Annotated in this window: 17 protein-coding genes; 9 read left to right on the forward strand and 8 right to left on the reverse strand. The window is 68.5% G+C overall.

The features are described from left to right. Nucleotides 1–15: 15 nt before the first annotated feature. A complete protein-coding gene (locus tag HKK72_RS07000; RefSeq protein ID WP_187233422.1) occupies nt 16–1,269 on the forward strand; it encodes a WD40 repeat domain-containing protein in 1,254 nt (417 codons plus the stop codon). Nucleotides 1,270–1,399: 130 nt separating this feature from the next. On the opposite strand, the gene HKK72_RS07005 is transcribed toward HKK72_RS07000, so the two are convergent. Then, entirely contained in the window at nt 1,400–3,037 is a 1,638-nt protein-coding gene (locus tag HKK72_RS07005) for a CocE/NonD family hydrolase (protein ID WP_187233423.1), read from the reverse strand. Nucleotides 3,038–3,231: 194 nt separating this feature from the next. Here HKK72_RS07005 and HKK72_RS07010 point away from each other — a divergent pair, with 194 nt between their 5' ends. The 6 genes from HKK72_RS07010 (at nt 3,232) to HKK72_RS07035 (ending at nt 7,794) form a co-directional block, all read left to right on the forward strand. Then, nucleotides 3,232–3,900 (forward strand): lysophospholipid acyltransferase family protein, encoded by a 669-nt coding sequence (locus tag HKK72_RS07010; RefSeq protein WP_187233424.1) that lies wholly within the window; start codon nt 3,232–3,234, stop codon nt 3,898–3,900. Between the two features lie 76 nt (nt 3,901–3,976). Further along, complete coding sequence (locus HKK72_RS07015; RefSeq protein WP_187233425.1) at nt 3,977–4,714, forward strand: hypothetical protein; 738 nt, start codon at nt 3,977–3,979, stop codon at nt 4,712–4,714. Nucleotides 4,715–4,864: 150 nt separating this feature from the next. After that, a complete protein-coding gene (locus HKK72_RS07020; protein WP_222720442.1) occupies nt 4,865–5,128 on the forward strand; it encodes a hypothetical protein in 264 nt (87 codons plus the stop codon). 36 nt (nt 5,129–5,164) lie between these two features. Further along, nucleotides 5,165–6,592 (forward strand): flotillin family protein, encoded by a 1,428-nt coding sequence (locus HKK72_RS07025; RefSeq protein WP_187233426.1) that lies wholly within the window; start codon nt 5,165–5,167, stop codon nt 6,590–6,592. Nucleotides 6,593–6,786: 194 nt separating this feature from the next. After that, complete coding sequence (locus HKK72_RS07030; protein WP_187233427.1) at nt 6,787–7,158, forward strand: phage holin family protein; 372 nt, start codon at nt 6,787–6,789, stop codon at nt 7,156–7,158. Nucleotides 7,159–7,395: 237 nt separating this feature from the next. After that, a complete protein-coding gene (locus HKK72_RS07035; RefSeq protein WP_187233428.1) occupies nt 7,396–7,794 on the forward strand; it encodes an ankyrin repeat domain-containing protein in 399 nt (132 codons plus the stop codon). 89 nt (nt 7,795–7,883) lie between these two features. On the opposite strand, the gene HKK72_RS07040 is transcribed toward HKK72_RS07035, so the two are convergent. The 3 genes from HKK72_RS07040 to HKK72_RS07050 form a co-directional block, all read right to left on the reverse strand. Beyond that, entirely contained in the window at nt 7,884–9,758 is a 1,875-nt protein-coding gene (locus tag HKK72_RS07040) for a CASTOR/POLLUX-related putative ion channel (protein WP_222720424.1), read from the reverse strand. Nucleotides 9,759–10,260: 502 nt separating this feature from the next. Further along, complete coding sequence (locus HKK72_RS07045) at nt 10,261–11,082, reverse strand: chaplin (RefSeq protein ID WP_187233429.1); 822 nt, start codon at nt 11,080–11,082, stop codon at nt 10,261–10,263. A 517-nt stretch (nt 11,083–11,599) separates the two neighbouring features. Beyond that, nucleotides 11,600–12,754: a magnesium and cobalt transport protein CorA gene (locus HKK72_RS07050; protein ID WP_187233430.1), complete on the reverse strand. Its 1,155-nt coding sequence runs from the start codon at nt 12,752–12,754 to the stop codon at nt 11,600–11,602. Between the two features lie 455 nt (nt 12,755–13,209). On the opposite strand from HKK72_RS07050, the gene HKK72_RS07055 reads away from it, so the two are divergent. Both HKK72_RS07055 and HKK72_RS07060 read left to right on the forward strand, forming a co-directional pair. Beyond that, nucleotides 13,210–13,728 carry a YbaK/EbsC family protein gene (locus HKK72_RS07055; RefSeq protein ID WP_187233431.1) on the forward strand — a complete coding sequence of 173 codons (519 nt, stop codon included), beginning with the start codon at nt 13,210–13,212 and terminating at the stop codon, nt 13,726–13,728. A 181-nt stretch (nt 13,729–13,909) separates the two neighbouring features. Next, nucleotides 13,910–14,275 carry a VOC family protein gene (locus HKK72_RS07060; RefSeq protein ID WP_187233432.1) on the forward strand — a complete coding sequence of 122 codons (366 nt, stop codon included), beginning with the start codon at nt 13,910–13,912 and terminating at the stop codon, nt 14,273–14,275. Between the two features lie 56 nt (nt 14,276–14,331). Here HKK72_RS07060 and HKK72_RS07065 read toward each other — a convergent pair whose 3' ends face one another. The 4 genes from HKK72_RS07065 to HKK72_RS07080 all read right to left on the reverse strand — a co-directional run bounded on the left by HKK72_RS07065 (nt 14,332) and on the right by HKK72_RS07080 (nt 17,063). After that, nucleotides 14,332–15,483, reverse strand: coding sequence for an esterase/lipase family protein (locus HKK72_RS07065; protein ID WP_315987121.1), 1,152 nt, complete (start codon nt 15,481–15,483; stop codon nt 14,332–14,334). Nucleotides 15,484–15,572: 89 nt separating this feature from the next. Beyond that, entirely contained in the window at nt 15,573–16,127 is a 555-nt protein-coding gene (gene ssuE / locus HKK72_RS07070) for an NADPH-dependent FMN reductase (protein ID WP_187233433.1), read from the reverse strand. A gap of 229 nt (nt 16,128–16,356) precedes the next feature. Continuing rightward, a complete protein-coding gene (locus tag HKK72_RS07075) occupies nt 16,357–16,746 on the reverse strand; it encodes an LLM class flavin-dependent oxidoreductase (RefSeq protein ID WP_187233446.1) in 390 nt (129 codons plus the stop codon). After that, nucleotides 16,743–17,063, reverse strand: coding sequence for a MerR family transcriptional regulator (locus HKK72_RS07080; protein WP_261986616.1), 321 nt, complete (start codon nt 17,061–17,063; stop codon nt 16,743–16,745). The genes HKK72_RS07075 and HKK72_RS07080 overlap by 4 nt, the downstream gene beginning before the upstream one ends. Nucleotides 17,064–17,066: the final 3 nt, after the last annotated feature.

Raw genomic sequence — 17,066 nt, forward strand, 5'->3', positions numbered from 1 at the left:
GTAGTTTGCTCTCGCATGACCGTCATCGAGACGACGCTGAGTTCGTCAGACCCCTCTAAGCCGAGGTTCTACCGCGTCAGGCTGGACGGCCGACGCCTGATCGGCACGGCGTGGGCCGAGGGCAGATCCCCCCGCGAGACCGTCAAGGATCTCGACGTCGACACCGACCACCTGGCGGTGCGCGCCTTCGACAAGGCCCGTGACAAGAAGATGCGCGAAGGCTTCTGCCACGTCGCCGACGTCGCCGGTGCGGCACGCGGCGACGTGGTGCTGGAGTTCCTGGTGCCGAACCGGTCCCCCGCCGAGGCGTTCGACCTGTCGCCGGACGGCCGTACGCTCGTCGTCGCGACGACGCTCAAGGAGGCGTACGGCGCCGAGATCCACCTGGTGGACGTCGCCACCGGCCACCGCCGGCTGCTCCGCGCCGAGGAACCGCAGGCCGGCTCGGAGTCGTCGCCGAAGCGCCAGACGTTCCTGCACGCGGTGCTCTTCGACGCCGGCGGGCAGCGGATCGTGTACGCGCTGAACGAGGAGACCCGGGTCCTGGACATCGCGACCGGGGCCATCCGCACCCTGGCCCGCTACCGGCAGTTCCGGGACTCGCGGTTCAATCCGTTCCGCGTACGTCCCTCCTGGGACCGGGCCCGCGGCCGGCTGCTGGTCTTCGACACCGGTGACCGCGTGCGGGTGCTCGACCCCGACTGGCGCACCGTGTTCGAGACGTCCACCGCGGGATCGTCCTTCGAGTGCAGGGCGGGCGCCCTCTCGCCGTCCGGGCGCCTGCTGGCCCTGGTCCACGGCAAGGGCTCGATCTACAGCCAGGACGACCCGGCGGTGACCGAACTCGAGGTCTGGGACGTGGAGAACGGCACGGCCGTACACCGGTTCGCGGTGGACCGGCCGGTCCACCGGATCGGCTTCGACCCGTCCGAGGGCCTGCTGGTGGTCAACCCCGAGAGCGTCCAGGGCCCGGGCGCCTTCTCCCTGGAGACGGGGACCCTGGCATGGCATTTCCCCGCCCCGTACCGGACCGACCGCTGGGACGACTGTTACGCCTGGGCCTATTCGGCCGACGGGAAGATGCTGGCCGTCGGGCGGCGCGGGCTGACGGACGTGATCGACGCGACGAGCCGGGAGAGCGATCCCGCGTTCGGGCGCCGGCCCGAGTCCGGGGGGACCGGACGCACGTACGGCGTCAAGATCTCCGATGACGGAACGCTGGTCGCCTCGGGCGGCGACTCGGGCCGGATCGTGGTGCGCAGGCTCTGACCGCGCGGGCCCGGAACGAATCTGATCTCGTGGTCGTCCGCAGCCGCGCCGAGCCGCGGCCGATCACGAGAGCCTTCTGATCTCGTGGTCGTCCGCAGCCCGCGCCGAGCCGCGGCCGACCACGAGAGTCTCAGGAGGAGGGCACTACCGGCAAGACGATGGCCGACGGGTGGTCGGGGTCGTGGAAGATCTCCTGGTCGGCCGTGACCATGACGGCCGCGGTGCCCAGCGGCTCCCCCGTGCCCGGGTTGCTCGCCACCTTGGGGTAGGCGCCGCTGGTCACATGGACCCGGATCCGGTGACCGCGCTTGAAGCGGTGCCCCGCCGGCCAGAGCTCCACATGGATCTTGCGTACGCCGTCGGCGTCCGCCGCGGGCTCGCCGGGCCGCAGCCGCAGACCACCCTCGCACACGTTGAGTGACGCGCCGTCCGGGGAGACGTCGCAGAGGCGGACGACGAAGTCGGTGTGCTCGCGGTCGGACCGTACGAACAGATCCGCGGTCACCGGCCCGATGACGTCCAGATCCGAACGCAGCACCGGGCTGGAGAAGACCAGCACGTCCGGGCGGCGTTCCAGCGGGCGGTGATCGGCCGGCTTGGCGCTGCCCATGAGGGTGGGGCCGCTCAGGGACGGCGTCGGGTTCGCCGGGTCATAACGGTAGACGTCCGGCACGGAGTCGGCCGGGCCGCTCTCCCCGAGCCCGTGGCCCGGCTGCAGGAACCAGCGCTGCGGCCGCATGCCGGGCACCGGCCAGTCCTGGTACGTCCGCCACTCGCCGGCACCGGTGATGAACAGCCGTACCGGATTCGCCCGGATCTTGGAGTAGTCGCCGCGCAGATGGGCCTGGAAGAAACCGAGGGACTCGCGGATCGCGGCCATGACGTGCCGCGCGTCCGCGTGCCACCACGGGCCGACGGTCAGGTACGGTCGCCGGCCGGCCTTCCGCAGTGCCATGTAGTCCTTGATCTGCCAAGGCAGGAAGGTGTCGTACCAGCCGCCGACCATGCTGGCCGGCGCGGTGACGTCGCCCACCGTGTGGCTGAAGTCACGATTGTCCCAGAAGGCGGCGCCCGGCTCATGACTGGTCAGCAGGTTCTGGAAGAACGGGACCTCGGCGCCGGTGGTCAGCGCGTCGAGTTCGGCCAGCGGCCGGCCCGACCGGGCCGCGCGACCTGCGCGACGTCGCGACAGCAGGCCCGCCGACAGCAGGCCGAACGGCTGCTCGGAGCGGGCGGTGATGTCGATCCAGCTGAGGGTGGACTCCAGGGCGAACGCCCCGCCCACGTACGCGGCCTCACGGAACTGCGAGGCCGATACCGACGTGGCCATCGCCTTGAGCTCGGGGCCGGCCGCGGCCGCCGTCGCCCACGCGGAGTAGCCGAGATAGCTGGCGCCGTACGTAGCGAAGGATCCGTTGAACCACGGCTGCCGCTTGAGCCAGTTGACGGTGGCCAGGCCGTCGTCGTACTCCGCCAGCGGATCGAACTCACCGCCGGAGCCGAAGGTGCCGCGAGCACTCTGCACCACGACCTGGTAGCCGAAGTAGGCGAACGGGATCCCGCTGATCAGCCCGGCGACGCCGCGACGCCCGTAGGGGCTGCGGACGAGGATCGCCGGCGCCCGTTCGGCCCCGGCCGGCGTGTAACGGTCGGCGAGCAGTGTGACGCCGTCCGGCATCTGCACGGGGAGGTCGCGTTCCACCGAGATCAGGCCCCGGGCTCGGGGAAGCCGTAGCGGCAGCGTGCTCAGCCGATCGGTCAGGGCCATCGTTCCTCCTCGCCTCAGCGGCAGGTCCTCCGTGAGCAGATCCTCCGTAGCCGGTGGTTTGCCACCTTTTGATGATGATAGTCCGGTTTTGACCAAATGCACACCTGTTGCCGTCACTCTCCGGAAGTAACGGCCCGGCTTATCACCTACTCGTGAGTCGCCCTTAGGCTGACCGTGCGGATTCTGGAGGCTGTGTGTTCGAGAAGTTCCTGCGCCGAGTAGTGGGCCCCATCCTGCGGTCGCTCTTCCGGTCCCGTGTGGAGGGCGCCGAGAACGTCCCCTCGCACGGCCCGCTGATCGTCGCCAGCAACCACCTGTCGTTCATCGACAGCTTCATCATTCCGCTGGCCATCCCCCGGCCGGTGACCTTCATCGCCAAGCAGTCCTACTTCGAGGGCAAGGGGCTCAAGGGCTGGTTCGTCCGCTGGTTCCTCAGCTCCCTTGGCCACGTCGCCGTCAAGCGCGGCGCGCAGCGGGCGGCGATGGGAGCGCTGGAGCAGGCCGTCGAGATCCTCGACACCGGCGGCGCTTTCGCGATCTACCCCGAGGGCACCCGGTCCGAGGACGGGCGCCTCTACCGTGGCCGTACCGGGGTGGGCTGGCTGGTGCTGACCTCCGGCGCCAGCGTCCTGCCGATCGGTCTCGAAGGGACCCAGCGGATCCAGCCCGTCGGAGCGAGGTGGCCGCGGATCGGCGTCCGGGCGACCGTCCGGATCGGCCCGACCATGGACTTCGCGCACTACCGGGATCTGCCTCCGGCCAAGGCACGGCGCGCCATCACCGACGAGATCGTCGAAATGATCCAGAAGCTCTCCGGGCAGGACTACGCCGGCGTCTACAACGAGCGCGCGGCCGTCGGCTGACCCGGCCGTCACCCGCTGCCTGTCGCCGCGCGTGTCGCATCGGCGGGTAAGTCGTGATCCGCGTAGGGTCGCCCCCATGCGGGGTCGCTTCCAGCCGGTATCAGGGGTCCAGCTACGAGGAGTCCAGCCGGCACTACGAGTCGCTGCGGCCGTCATGCTGGTGGGCGTCTGTGCGGCGGCGTGCGGGGGCGGGGACACCTCCGGAGACGCGGAGACCGCCGCCGACCCCCCGCCGGGTACCGGCTACACCTCCGATCAGCTCCAGCAGGCGCTGCTCACCGAGCTGTCCGGCTATCAGCGCGCGGGCGAACCCGACTCCGGCGAGTACGGGGCGCTCGACGCGATCCAGAACTTCAACCGGCTGCAGGCCCAGGTGAAACTGGACAAGCCGCAGTGCGCGAACACCGCCCCCGACTTCGACAAGGCCCAGCAGGCCGCGCCCGCCGCGATCACCACGTTCGCCAAGAGCAACGGCCAGAACGTCACAGAGACGCTGATGAGGGTCTCGGCCGAGACGGCCGATCGCCAGGTGCGGATCAGGGTGGCGCCGGCCTGCCGTTCCTTCAAGGCCCGCGTCGGCGATCAGTGGTCGACGCATCGGGTGGTGGAGGCACGGGGTGAACTCGGTGACGGCTCGCGCACCGTCGGGGTGGCCACGACCAGCGGGACCTCACACGTCAAGACGTGGTACGTCGTGCTGAAGGCCCGCGGCTACCTCGCCACCATCACGTTGTACGGCCCGAACGTCACCCGCGCGGAAGCCGAGCAGATAGCCCGCCAGGCCCACCGGCAGGCCCAGCGCATCCTCCCGTAGCTCTCCCGTAGTTCGCGGTCACGGGTTCACGGCCACGGGGTTCACGGTCGCGCGAAATGTCCCACTACAGATAGCGTTCCAATGCGCGGAAAGGCGGCGAAGCGGGGCCTGGAGCGTGCTGAGCGTTGACTTGCGGCGTGTCGTTGGTCATTGGGCGGTCAGGCCAACGACACGCCGCAACTCAAGGTGCGAAAACAGAATGCGGGAGACGCTGTGGTCGGGAAACAGGGCAGGGTGACCGGAAAGATCGGACCCGGCCTGGTCGGTGAGGTCATGATCCCGATCCGGGGCGGCGTCGAGGCGTTCTACGCCCACTCGGTCGATCCGAGAGACGAGATCATCGTTGGCGCGATCATTGTGGTCATTGAGTACCACCCACCGCGAACCGTTTACGTCGCACAAACGTCTATTTGACGACTTGCGGAAACATAACCCAATACAGGAGGAGCGATGCCGGTCGTGGTGATCGCAGCGATCTGTGCCATCGGGTTCGTCGCGCTGATCATTCTCTTCAAGCTGGTCTGGCGCGTGGCCGAGCCGAACGAGGCCCTGATCATCTCGGGGCTGGGCGCCCGTTCCAAGAACATCGAGACCGCCGACAGCCTCGGATTCAAGATCGTCAGCGGTAAGGGCACCCTGGTGCTCCCGGGCTTTCAGAGCGCGCGCAGGCTACGGCTGGACAGCCGCGCCGCCAACCTCGAGGTCTCCTGCGTCACGCAACAGGGCATCCCCGTGCACGTGCGCGGTGTGGTGATCTACAAGGTCGGCGACGACACCGTCTCCATCGCGAACGCGGCACGCCGCTTCCTGGAGCAGCAGAAGTCGATGGACGGGGCCATCCACGAGCTGTTCACCGGTCACCTCCGCTCGATCATCGGCAATCTGACCGTCGAGGACCTCATCCTCAACCGCGAGCGCCTCACCAGCGAGGCGCGCGGTTCGGCCGCCGACGAGATGAGCAAGCTGGGCCTGGTCGTGGACTCGCTGCAGATACAGGAGATCGACGACTCCACCGGCTACATCACCAACCTCGGACGCCCGCACGCCGCCAAGATCGCGTCCGCCGCCCGTATCGCCGAGGCCGAGCGGAACCAGGAGGCGACCCAGCGCGAGCAGGAGGCCGCAGCCCTGAACGCGGCCGCGATCCGGGACAGCGCGATCAAGCAGCGGGCCGCCCAGGCCGAGATCGACGCGGCCACCTCCCGGCAGGAGCAGGCGGGTCCGCTCGCCCAGGCCGAGGCCCGCCAGCACGTCGTCGTACAGGAGACCAAGGCCGCCGAACTCGAGGCCGAGCGGGCGGAGATGCAATTGCTCGCCTCGATCCGCAAGCCCGCCGACGCCAAGGCGTACGAGACCGTGACGCTCGCCGAGGCGGCACGGGAAGCCCAGATCAAGCGGGCGCAGGCCGACGCCGAGGCGATCCGGGTGAACGGTGAGGCGCAGGCCGCCGCGGCTCGGGCGAGGGGACTCGCCGAGGGCGAGGCCATCAAGGCGAAGGGCCTCGCCGAGGCAGACGCGATCAAGGCGCGCGCAGAGGCCCTGGCCCAGAACCAGGAAGCCGTCATCGCACAGCAGCTGGCGGAGAACTGGGCCGAGATCGTCGCGGCCGGTTCCAAGGCCTTCGGCAACGTCGACCACATGGTCGTGCTGAACGGCGCCGAGGGCATCGAGGACATGCTCGCCAAGGCGCTCACTCTCGGCGGCACCGGTCTCGGCGTCGCGCGGCACCTGCTGTCGACCATGAGCCCGAACGGCTCCGCGGAGAACGGCAAGACCAGCGCGGTGGTCGTACCCGTGCAAACGCCGGCGCCCGCGCCGGAATCGGGACCTGGACCGGACTCCTCCGAGAAATCTGGACCGGACTCCTCCGAGAAATAACGACACGGACGTCCCCTGGTGGCCGGTGCGCGACAAGTGCATGATCACGGCAGAGATCTCTCCGCCGTGATCATGCAGTTGTTCGCCGTATCCGAGGCGGGGAGGCCCCCGGCCGGCATCGCCGGACCGGCCAGGGCACCGGTCGTGACCACCTGGTGTGTTCTCTCGAATCGGCGTCATGTCAGGATCGTCCTGTGAAGACCGTGATACGCGTGATCGTCACCGCGGTCGCCCTCTGGGTGGCGACCGTGGTGGTCGACGGCATCAACGTCACGACCGATACGACCGCCAAGCGGATCGGCACCCTGCTCGTGGTCGCGGTCATCTTCGGGCTCGTCAACGGGTTTCTCAAGCCCATCGTCAAGAAGCTCGGCTGCATCTTCTACATCCTCACCCTGGGCTTGATCGCGCTCGTGGTGAACGGTCTGCTGCTCTGGCTGACCAGCTGGGTGGCCGGGAAACTGGACCTGCCGTTCCACGTGGCCGGCTTCTGGGCAGCCTTCTGGGGCGCCATCGTCGTCGGCGTGGTGAGCTGGCTGCTTAACCTCCTGGTGCACGACGACTGACCGGCGCACAACGCCGACCTTGCGTACGACGACCGATTTCACGCACGACGCCGACTTTGTGGACGACGACGGCTACGGCGCCTAAGTGCATGATCACGCCAGAGCCTTCTCTGCCGTGATCATGCAGTTGTTCCGACCACTGCACGACGCCCGGCCGGCCCACGACGACCGACGCCGGGAGCCGAGCGCCACGGCACCGGCACATCCCGGCGGACCCGCGGATGTCAGGATGGTGGAGTGGACGACGTCGAATTCGACCCGGAAGCCGTGGAGCTGGCAGGGCGGGTCTTCGATCTGGCCCGGCAGGGCGACACCGAACCACTGGCCGCCTATGTCGACGCCGGGGTTCCGGTCGACCTCACCAACGACAAGGGCGACACCCTGCTGATGCTCGCCGCCTACCACGGGCACGCGGGCACGGTGCGGGCTCTGCTGGCCCGGGGAGCCGACCCGGGCCGGGCCAACGACCGTGGCCAGACGCCGCTCGCCGGGGCCGTCTTCAAGAAGGAGCCGGACGTGGTCCGCGCTCTGCTGGACGCCGGAGCCGACCCGACCGCGGGGCGCCCCTCCGCCGAGGAAACCGCGCGGATGTTCGACAACGAGGAGTTCCTCGGCTGGTTCTCGGCACACCGCTGACCGGTCACGGCGGCGGAACGGGCGGCTCAGCGTCGCCGGCGATTCGGTCCCGGTCTCAGTACCGGTCCCGGTCCCGGGCTCTGTCTGTCTCAGTCCTCGGCGAGCACGATGACGTGGTCCTGGGCCGACAGCGTGAGCTCGGTGTCCTTGGCGGGGTTGAGGACTATGCCGTACGACGGGGGCTCGTGGAAGAGCGCGCCCCGGCGGTAGCCGAGCGCGGTCTCGCCGCGCCTTCGGGCAATCTCGATGACCGTGCTGAAGTTGGCCGAGACGCCCGGCCGCAGGTAGTCGCCCGCGGGCTTGAGGTAGAGCTCCGACCCGGAGGGGTCGAGCAGGTCCACGAAGACGTCGTAGAGATACTCGCTCTCACTGAGCTGGGTCAGCAGCAGGCTGATCAGCTTGGCGCTGACCACGAAGTCGTCGGCCCTCGTGACCTGGGCGACCTCTCGGTTGGCGTCATCGTTGATCTCACTGACGATGGAGTAGGGGTTGCCGAGGCTCCGCTCCATGTCGCGCAGGTGGAGCAGCGTGACCAGCGTTCTGGCATCGGCGTGCTGAGCGTCGAAGGAGTCGTCCGAGAGCACGATGACGTGCTGGTAGGAGTCGACCGCGAGACCTTCGAGCTTGGTGCGGTCGGTGGGGTCGCAGGCGGTGAACTCGATCGTCAGGTTCCGCAGCTCCTCGGAAGCGGCCCTCGGGTCGTCGCAGAGCGCCGCGATGTCGAGGACCGAACCCTGCTGCGCGAAGCTGTCGAGCAGACTGATGATCTTCGGAGCGCGGCTGTTCCAGCCGATCATGAGGGTGCGGCCGGATGCGGGAGGCTGCGGCGCGGCCGTGGCGATCGCCTCTTCGATGATCGGCGACCGCCCCCTGGCCAGGCGGATGAGCAGGTCATCCTCCGCCAGCACGATCAGTTCGTCGCCGGCCTTGATCACGGTGTCCATCGGCGGATTCACCGACACGCCGCCGTCGGCATGACGCAGCCCCGCCGGGATGCCGAGTTCGTACGCGTGGAGCGCCTCCCCGAACGTCAGGTCGACCAGCGTCGGCTCGGACACGAGGTAGAACTCGTTCCCGGCGAAGTCCAGCAGTTCGGTGAAGACCGTCGACAACCCGGACTGGCGGTGCGACTGCACGATCAGCCGGATCGCGATGTCGTCGGCGTCGACGACGTGCGCCGTCGGGCCGCCGGCCAGCCGCGCCGCGGGCAGGTTCGCCGTCTTCGACACCGGGGCCACCACGTGCGGGCGGCGGTGCCCCCACGACCGGGCGCCGAGCGACAGCAGCACCTTGATGACATGCGTGTCGGGGTCGTCGACCGGCGGAGACACCACGACGATCGACCGCGCGGTCCCCAGACTGATCAGCTCGAGGTCGGCGATCTTGAGCGGGTTGCCCCTGCGGCACACGACCCGGGTGCTGCCGAGGTCGGGCACCCGCGCTTTGATCGCCTCTTCCATGTCGACCTTGTCGTGGTCGGCCAGGATCGCAACGCAGGACCGGCGCTGGCTCTGGTTCGCCTCAGCCAGTTGGGCCACGACGGTGAACACTTGGTCCGACCAGCCCAGCACCACCGTGTGATCACGTTCGACGATCATCGAGCGGCCTTTTCGGAGCTCAGTGATCTTGGCCTCGAGGCCCGTGGTGAGCACGCCGATGAGAGCACTGACGATGAAGATGCCGCCCACCGTGGCCGCCAGCATGAGCGCGAGAAACGGCGCCGTGCCTGCGTCGCCGCCCATGGTCCCCGGGTCGAGCGTGCGCAGCAGGCTCCGCCAGAACACCCCCGGCCAGTTCCCGTTCTCGTGCGCGTCCTGCGGTGCCAACACCGTCACCATGGAGGCGACGACCAGGATCAGCACCCCTGAGGCCAGGGCCAGCCATCCGATCAGCGCCGGAGTGCCCTTCGACATCGTGTTGTCGAACCAGTAGCGCGCCCGATCCCGCCACCTGACCTGCGCCAACCGAACCTCTCCCCACCCGGTTCGTCGCCAGATTACGGCGGAACACGGCCAAAACGCTGAAAAGCTATCAGCGTTGGCGACCGTGCGGAGGTGGTCGGCTCAAGTCGTGAAGGTCGCAGCCCGCCCCCTGCCGCCGCTGTCGGCATGAGCCGGCGCGGGGAAGAACAGCTCGGCAAAGGCCCTGACAAAGTCCCATTGCTAAGACGCGTGCTGACGGCGCCTTGGCAAAGGGACCTGAGAAAAGCGCGTTGGCGAAAGCCCGTGGGTAAAGGCCTGCAGTGAATGCGCGCGGTGGATGCGCGTTACGAAGGCGCGTACGAGGGGATCGGCCGACGGTTCGCATGACGAGAACCTGCGGCGGTAGTGCCATGGAGAACAGCGTGCACAAAGCGGTGCGGGTGCCGAGCCGACTTTCGGCTCAGCACCCGCAACTTATGGCACGATTGATTTTCTGAACATGCGCCTCGTGCCACGGTGATGATCGACCCGCGATCGAGCGGACTTACTCCGCAGTCGGCACGGCGATGTGGTTCTGGCCGTCCACGAGCGAGCCGGCGGCCTGGCGGACGTTGGTCAGCTTCTCGTAGGTCATGACCTCCTGCGCGGCAGTGTGCTGCCTACGGGTCGGAACAGCCATGCTCGTCACGTTGAACGGGCCGGTGGCGGGCAGGGTCCTGATCGAAGAGCTGTCCTCGCACGGCGCCTTCACCGCCGGGGGCACCGGCTGGCAGACGTTGGTGGGAGCGGCCGGAGCGGCCGGAGCGTCCTCACACGGCGCCTTCACCGCCGGGGGCACCGGCTGGCAGACGCTCGTCGGAGCGGCCGGAGCCGGGACCGGGGCCGGGGCGATCGGAGCGCTCTCGCATGCGGTCCACTTCTTGACGTGCAACGTCCCGTACGCGTTGCCGCACGCCGGGATCGGTGCGCTCGCGGCGGCGTCCTGCGCGCAGGACGCACGGGCGACGCTCAGGATCGCCGCGGCCGAGTTCCCGCAGACGTTGACCGGGACGCTGACGGGCGCCTTGACCTGGTTGCCGCTCAGCACGCTGTGGCGGCTGGAGGTCATCATGCCGCCCTCGGCCAGGCGCATGGCGCTGGTGGGCTGACTCTGGCTCGTCCCGCGGGCGGTGGCGTGCCCCCCGATCAGACCGAGGGCGTTTCCGCTCACGTTGACGGGTGCGGAGACCGGCGCCTCGACCTGGTTGCCGCTCAGAAGACTGTTGCTGGTGTCGCTCACGTCGGCGCTGGCGATGCCAGTGCCGATGGCGAAGAATCCCGCCCCGACGAGGGCAACGTGCCCAGCGTTCTTCATCCAGTTTCGCATTTCTTCTCCTGTTTCTTGATTTGGACCGAGATGAGCCGCCGCCCCTTTAGAGGTACGGACAGCGATGATTCAGCCGAGTCATAACTGGTCTATCACTACCTGCCGCAGCGGCTACTCCTCGTCACTCGTCGGCGTGTCGTGCAAGCTGCGGAACGGGTTGGTCAGATCCAACAGAACTGCCTATCCGGGCTATTACCGACCCTACTCACCTCGGCATTGCGAAAACTATCACCGCAGCGGGACGCCAACCGCGCATCGTGCAGGTGCCGACAGTTACTCGACCTCAAAGTTACCTTTCCAGGAACCTCGAGGCGGTTACGTGAGGACCCATTGGCCTCAGCGGGCGCTTCGCCCGACCACGCGTTCAACTGCCCATGTCATCACGATGACATCATCGCGACGCTGGACCGATGTCCGGGATATGCACGATATTCGGGATTGCTGGACTCAGCGGAAAATGCGTGACGCGGCGTGAATTGCCGGTTAGATCATCCGCGCGGGCGCAGGGCGGCGCGGGTCAGAGCCAGTCGCGACGCTTGAAGACCAGGTACAGGCTCGTACAGACCACTGCCATGAGCGCGACCGCGAAGGGGTAGCCCATGACCCATTTCAACTCGGGCATCTGCGTGAAGTTCATGCCGTAGATGGTGCCGATCAGGGTGGGCGCGAACAGGATGGCCGCCCACGCGGAGATCTTCTTGACCTCCTCGTTCTGGGCGTAGCTGGCCCGGGTGAGGTGCTTCATCTCCTCGTTCTGGGCCTGGCTCACGAGCGTGGCGTTGACCGTGAGGATGTCCTGCAGCATCTGCCGGAACCCGTCCACACGTTCCACCACGGTGGTCGCATGGTCCTCGACGTCGCGCAGGTAGCGCCTCAGTTCCTCGTCGGTGCCGTACTTGTCGAAGCCGGCGGTCAGCGCCTCGAGCATTCCGAGCAGCGGGCGGGTGGCCCGCTGGAACTCGATGACCTCGCGGGAGAGCTCATAGATGCGCCGCGACACCCCCGGATCCCCGCCGAACACCTCGGTCTCGATCTCGTCGATGTCGTTCTGCAGGCCCGCGACGACCGGAGCGTATCCGTCGACGACGGCATCCAAGATCGCGTAGAGCACCGCCTCGGGGCCGCTCGCGATGAGGTCGGGGTCCTCCTCCACCCGGCTTCGCACCACGGCCAGGTTCGGCGCCTCGCTGTGGCGGACCGTCAACACGAAGTCGTGACCGACGAAGATGTGCAGCTCGCCGAAGTCGACCTCTTCGAGATCGTCGACATAGCGGGCGGCGCGCAGCACCACGAAGAGGGTGTTGCCATAGCGCTCCAGCTTGGGGCGCTGATGGGCCACGATGGCGTCCTCGACGGCCAGTTCGTGCAGCTCGAACTCCTCGGCCAGCGAAAGGAGCTGGTCCTCGGCCGGGCGGTAGAGCCCGATCCATGCCATGGCGTCCGGGGTCTCGCGCAGCGACCGGTACGTGTCGGCCAGGGTCGCCGGTGACTTGCGCCGCTTGCCCTCCACATAGACCGCGGCGTCGATCACGCTGCTCTCGACGGGCCTATCCAGGTCGGCCACCCGGGGATCCATCGAGCGTTCAGGGGCCTGGTGCCGCAGGCCCTGATGGCCGCTCGGCCGGGAGGAACGCTTGAGCGGACGCAACGCGCGTGCACGCCAGTCGGACATGACGGTTCTCCGAAGCGAGAGGCGGGTTCGAGCACTGGATCACGGTGCCCACGGCGGCCGAAGCTACGACGCTCACACCTGCGGGTCGCACACAACCGGACGACGTAAGGCCTTCAGTGGCAACTGGGAGGTTGGCTGTCCATGACGAGCCTCACCTCCTAGTCCTGCGTCCGAGCGAATCCCATACGGAGCTAATAGCACACTAGCACCCGTAATGGAACGTTCCCTGTAGTGCGGAATGGGGGCGAGGTCCGGACCAGGCCATCTCGTACGGGCGCGACTCAGCCGGCCACGGCGGGCCCGTCGGCCCCACCGGGCCCGATCTACGGTGTGCGGCGCACCGGTCATAGGATCTGACCCGACGTCCATGCGTCGCGGCGGCGCTCCGCGGGTGGTCCCGTGCCGACCACGCCGCGCCCCGGTGCGCATCGGTTCTCTCCTGGTGGGTGGTGCGAATGATCGGCAGTCTCGACTGGGTTCCCGCGGCCGGCAGACCGGATCTGCTCGCCGATCCGGTGGCGCGGGCCGTACGGGAGGAGATGGACGCCCAGGTGGCGGAGATCGACCCCGAGCTCGCCGACACCGCCGCGTTCTGCGAGCGCTACGCCGTGCCGCTGGAGGTCAGCGCCAACTGCGTGATCATCACGACCAAGCGCGGCGGAGAGACCGGCCATGCCGCCTGCATGGTGCTCGCGACGCAGCGGGCTGACGTCAACGGAGTCGTACGGCGTCATCTCGGCGCCCGCAAGGCCTCGTTCGCGCCCATGGACCGGGCGACCGCGTCGACCGGCATGGAGTACGGCGGCATCACGCCGATCGGCCTGCCCGCGGACTGGCCGGTCCTGGTCGACACCGCGGTCGCGAACGAGGCGTACGTCGTGATCGGCAGCGGACTGCGGCGGTCGAAGATCCTGCTGCCGGGTAAGGCACTCGCCGACCTGCCGCAGGCAGAGGTCATCGGGCTGGCCCAGTAGCCCCGCACGCTCCACGAGCACCCGGTCTCACAGAGGCCGCGGCGAGCCGGTGTGGACCCGGGCGGCCCCCTCTCGGACCCGGAGCCGGACCCGGCACGGACCATGCCGGACCGTGCCGGACCCGGGATGGGCCCATTGCGGGCCCTGGGCGCGGCGTCGCGGGCCTCGATAGCATCGCGCGATGGGTTCACGGTTCTACCACTTGTGCGTCGATTCTCACGATCCCCGGACTCTGGTGCGCTTCTGGGCGGCGGTTCTGGACCAGCGGATCCTGCATGAGTCGGACGACGAGGTCATCGTCGGCGCCGACGAACGGAGTTACCCCGGCCTGTGCTTCCTGCGGGTGCCCGACGAGAAGACGATCAAGAATCGGCTGTACATCGACCTGGACCCCGACGACCAGGTAGCCGAGGTGGAACGCATTGTCGCCCTCGGCGCCCGTCCGGCGGACGTCGGGCAGGGCACGGACAAGAGTTGGATCGTTCTCGCCGATCCCGAGGGCAACGAGTTCTGCGTGCTCAGGCCGCATCGATCCCTGGTCGACTGACCTCGGCGCCGCCGCACGTCCTACCGCTGCGTCCTACCGCCTGCCACCTGCTGTTATCACCAGCAGTTGGTCTTTTTGGCGTTCTGCGGATCGAGGGCGTTGAACACCTCGTTCATCGCGATCGGATGGAACGGAAGCAGAAAGTGCTCGGCGCCGTTGGTCGGGCAGAGGTCCTGAAGGACCACGTTGTGGACGTTGGGCCCCTCGAGGAACTGGGATTGGTACGGCGTCACGAGCTGGTCGTGCCTGGTCGCGATCACCGTGTAGTTCACTCCCGGCACCGTGTCGCCACCTTCGTTGAGCTTTTTCATCAGTTCCGAGCCGACGAGCTGGTCGTCGCAGGCCGGGCAGAGGTCGCCGACGACGTCGGCCGCCCCCGGGTAGTTCTCGGCGAGCGCGGCCAGGCCGTTCATCGTCGTGCCGTGGTTGGACGGAGCGAGGCCCACCAGGGTGTTCACCTTGTCGGCCCCGCCCAGATACTTCAGGTAGTAGCGGGGCATCATGCCGCCCTGCGAGTGACCGACGATGTCCACCTCTTCCGCGCCGGTCGCGGCGAGCACCCCGTCGATGAACGTGGACAGTTGCTCGGCGGAGTAGGGCACCGGCGCGATGGCCCGCAGGGCCGGCACGCCGGGCCGTTCACCATAGGTGAGGGCGTACACGCAGTAGCCGTTCAAGGCCATGGTCGGTGTGGTGCTGAACCAGTTGGCGGTGCCGTTGAAGAACGTGCCGTGCACCAGCACGACCGGGCGAGGATGGGCCTTGTTCGGCTTGCAGTTCCAGTCGTTGGCGCCGATCAGGCCGGGCGCGGCCAATGCCTTGGCGGCCTTGATCTCAGCGGAGGTCGGTTTGGGCTCGGGCGTCTTGGTCAGCGGCGGAGGCGCCTGCGGGCTCGGAGCCGGCTGTGCGGTCTGGGCCCCCTGCGGGGACGGGCCCCCCTGCGGGGGAGGGCTGATCGGGGCGGGGGTGGCAGGGGCCGGGGTGACCGAGGGCCTCGACCCGGCTTCACCGCTTCGCCGGTCGGCGGGATCGCAGTTCTCGTCGGCGACGCGGCAGACCGCGGCGACGATGGTGGACGAGACCCCTTGCCCGATGCCGCTGGTGACGACGGCTCCGGTCATCCCGGCCAACAGCAGGATCGCCGCGATGTATCCGACCGCGCCTTCGCCACTATCACCGTGGCGGCTCAGAGACCCTTTGTCCCGCACCGCCGAAACGTACGATCGACCGGCCGCTCCCGGACAGGGCCCCGGAGCCCGAAACCAGGCCTAACTAGGGCCTAGGTCACACCCTGCGGTCAGCCGGCCGGAGCGAGGGACCGATGGGCGCGCAGCGACGACGAGAAGCGGTCGACGATGTCGAACAGCGCCGCACCGGCGGCGCGATCGATCACGATCTCGTCGGCGCCGGCCGCCGTCAGGAACCGGTCGAGCACGAAGTACCCCTGCGCCACGTGAGCGGTCCCGAGCGAGGTCAGCACCGGCCGCAACGCATAGTCGATCGCCAGAACGTGCGCGGTCGTGCCGCCGGTGGCGAGCGGAAGCACGGACTTCTCCGCGAAGGCGTACTGCGGGAGCAGGTCGAGCAACGCCTTCAGCAGCCCTGTGTAGGCGGCCTTGTAAATCGGCGTGGCCACGACCAGGGCGTCCGCCGCCGCGATCTCGTCCACCACCGCGCGAATCGCCGGATCGGTCTTGTCGCCCGCGAGCAGCGGCACGGCCGGCAGTTCCCTGACCGCTAGGGAGGTGACGGTGTGCCCGTCGTCGCGCAGGCGGCGCTCGACGTGGTGAAGCACTCCCTGGGTACGCGAGATCGCCGAAGGGCTGCCAGAGATCGCCAGAATCGTTGCCATTGAGCACCTTTCACCGGAGTCCGTCACCAGGTCCGCCGTCCGCAGCGCAGGCGAGGTGGCCGCGGGCGTCATGAACCCTCGTCAACGCATGTGTCGTGGTCGTCAGCGTCGGCAGAGGTCGGCCGCGATCCGGAGGAGATCAACGTGTCTGCGGCGGGTGAGGAGGGGCAGGGCTCGCATTCCCCGATACAAGCATGTGGCGGGAGAAATCGTCAATAAATCCTACCTGTTAAATAGAGTACTTACCGGCTGCGCGGAGGCGAAGGGCACGGCCGGCGCCGCCGTGCAGTTCGAGCATCCTGCGCCGGCCTTCGGACTCACTGCGCTTCAGGCCTTGCTGCACCTTCTCGATGACGGCCGGGGCGAGGGCGGCGAGCAGGCGGCGTGCCTCGGCCCAGGCCTGGTCGGCCGTGTCGCGGGTGATGACGTGCAGGCGAATGCCGAACCGGAGCCTCCGGTCCCCGCGACGCCGCAGCGGCGCTCTCGTCGTGCGTACGAACTCCGCCGCCTCGGCCAGGGCGCCGCCGGCGATGCCCACGTCGATCGCGGTGTGCAGCAACTGGGCGACCGCGCCGGCGCCGGTCGCGGTCCGCAGGGTCGGTAAGGTCGCCCGGGTCAGCGGCGGGGTGGGCGGCGTTCCAGCTCGACGATGCGCCGGCGAGCGGCCTCGAGCTCCTGCCTCAGCGCGCGGACTTCGTGTTCGAGTTCGAGAACCCGCCGGATGGCCGCAAGGGTCATGCCCTCGTCGACCAGGGTGACGACGTACTGCAGACGACTGATCTCACGGCGGGAGTAACGGCGCTGGCCGCCCGTCGACCTCTGCGGTCGTACGACCTCGTATTCGTCCAGACGGCGTAGGAAGGCCTGCTGTACCTGGAGCATCCCGGCGACCTGCCCGACCGAGTACAGAGGTGCCCGGTCATCATCGATCGGCAATGA

Source organism: Actinomadura sp. HBU206391, from assembly GCF_014323665.1.
Classification (GTDB): domain Bacteria; phylum Actinomycetota; class Actinomycetes; order Streptosporangiales; family Streptosporangiaceae; genus Actinomadura_C.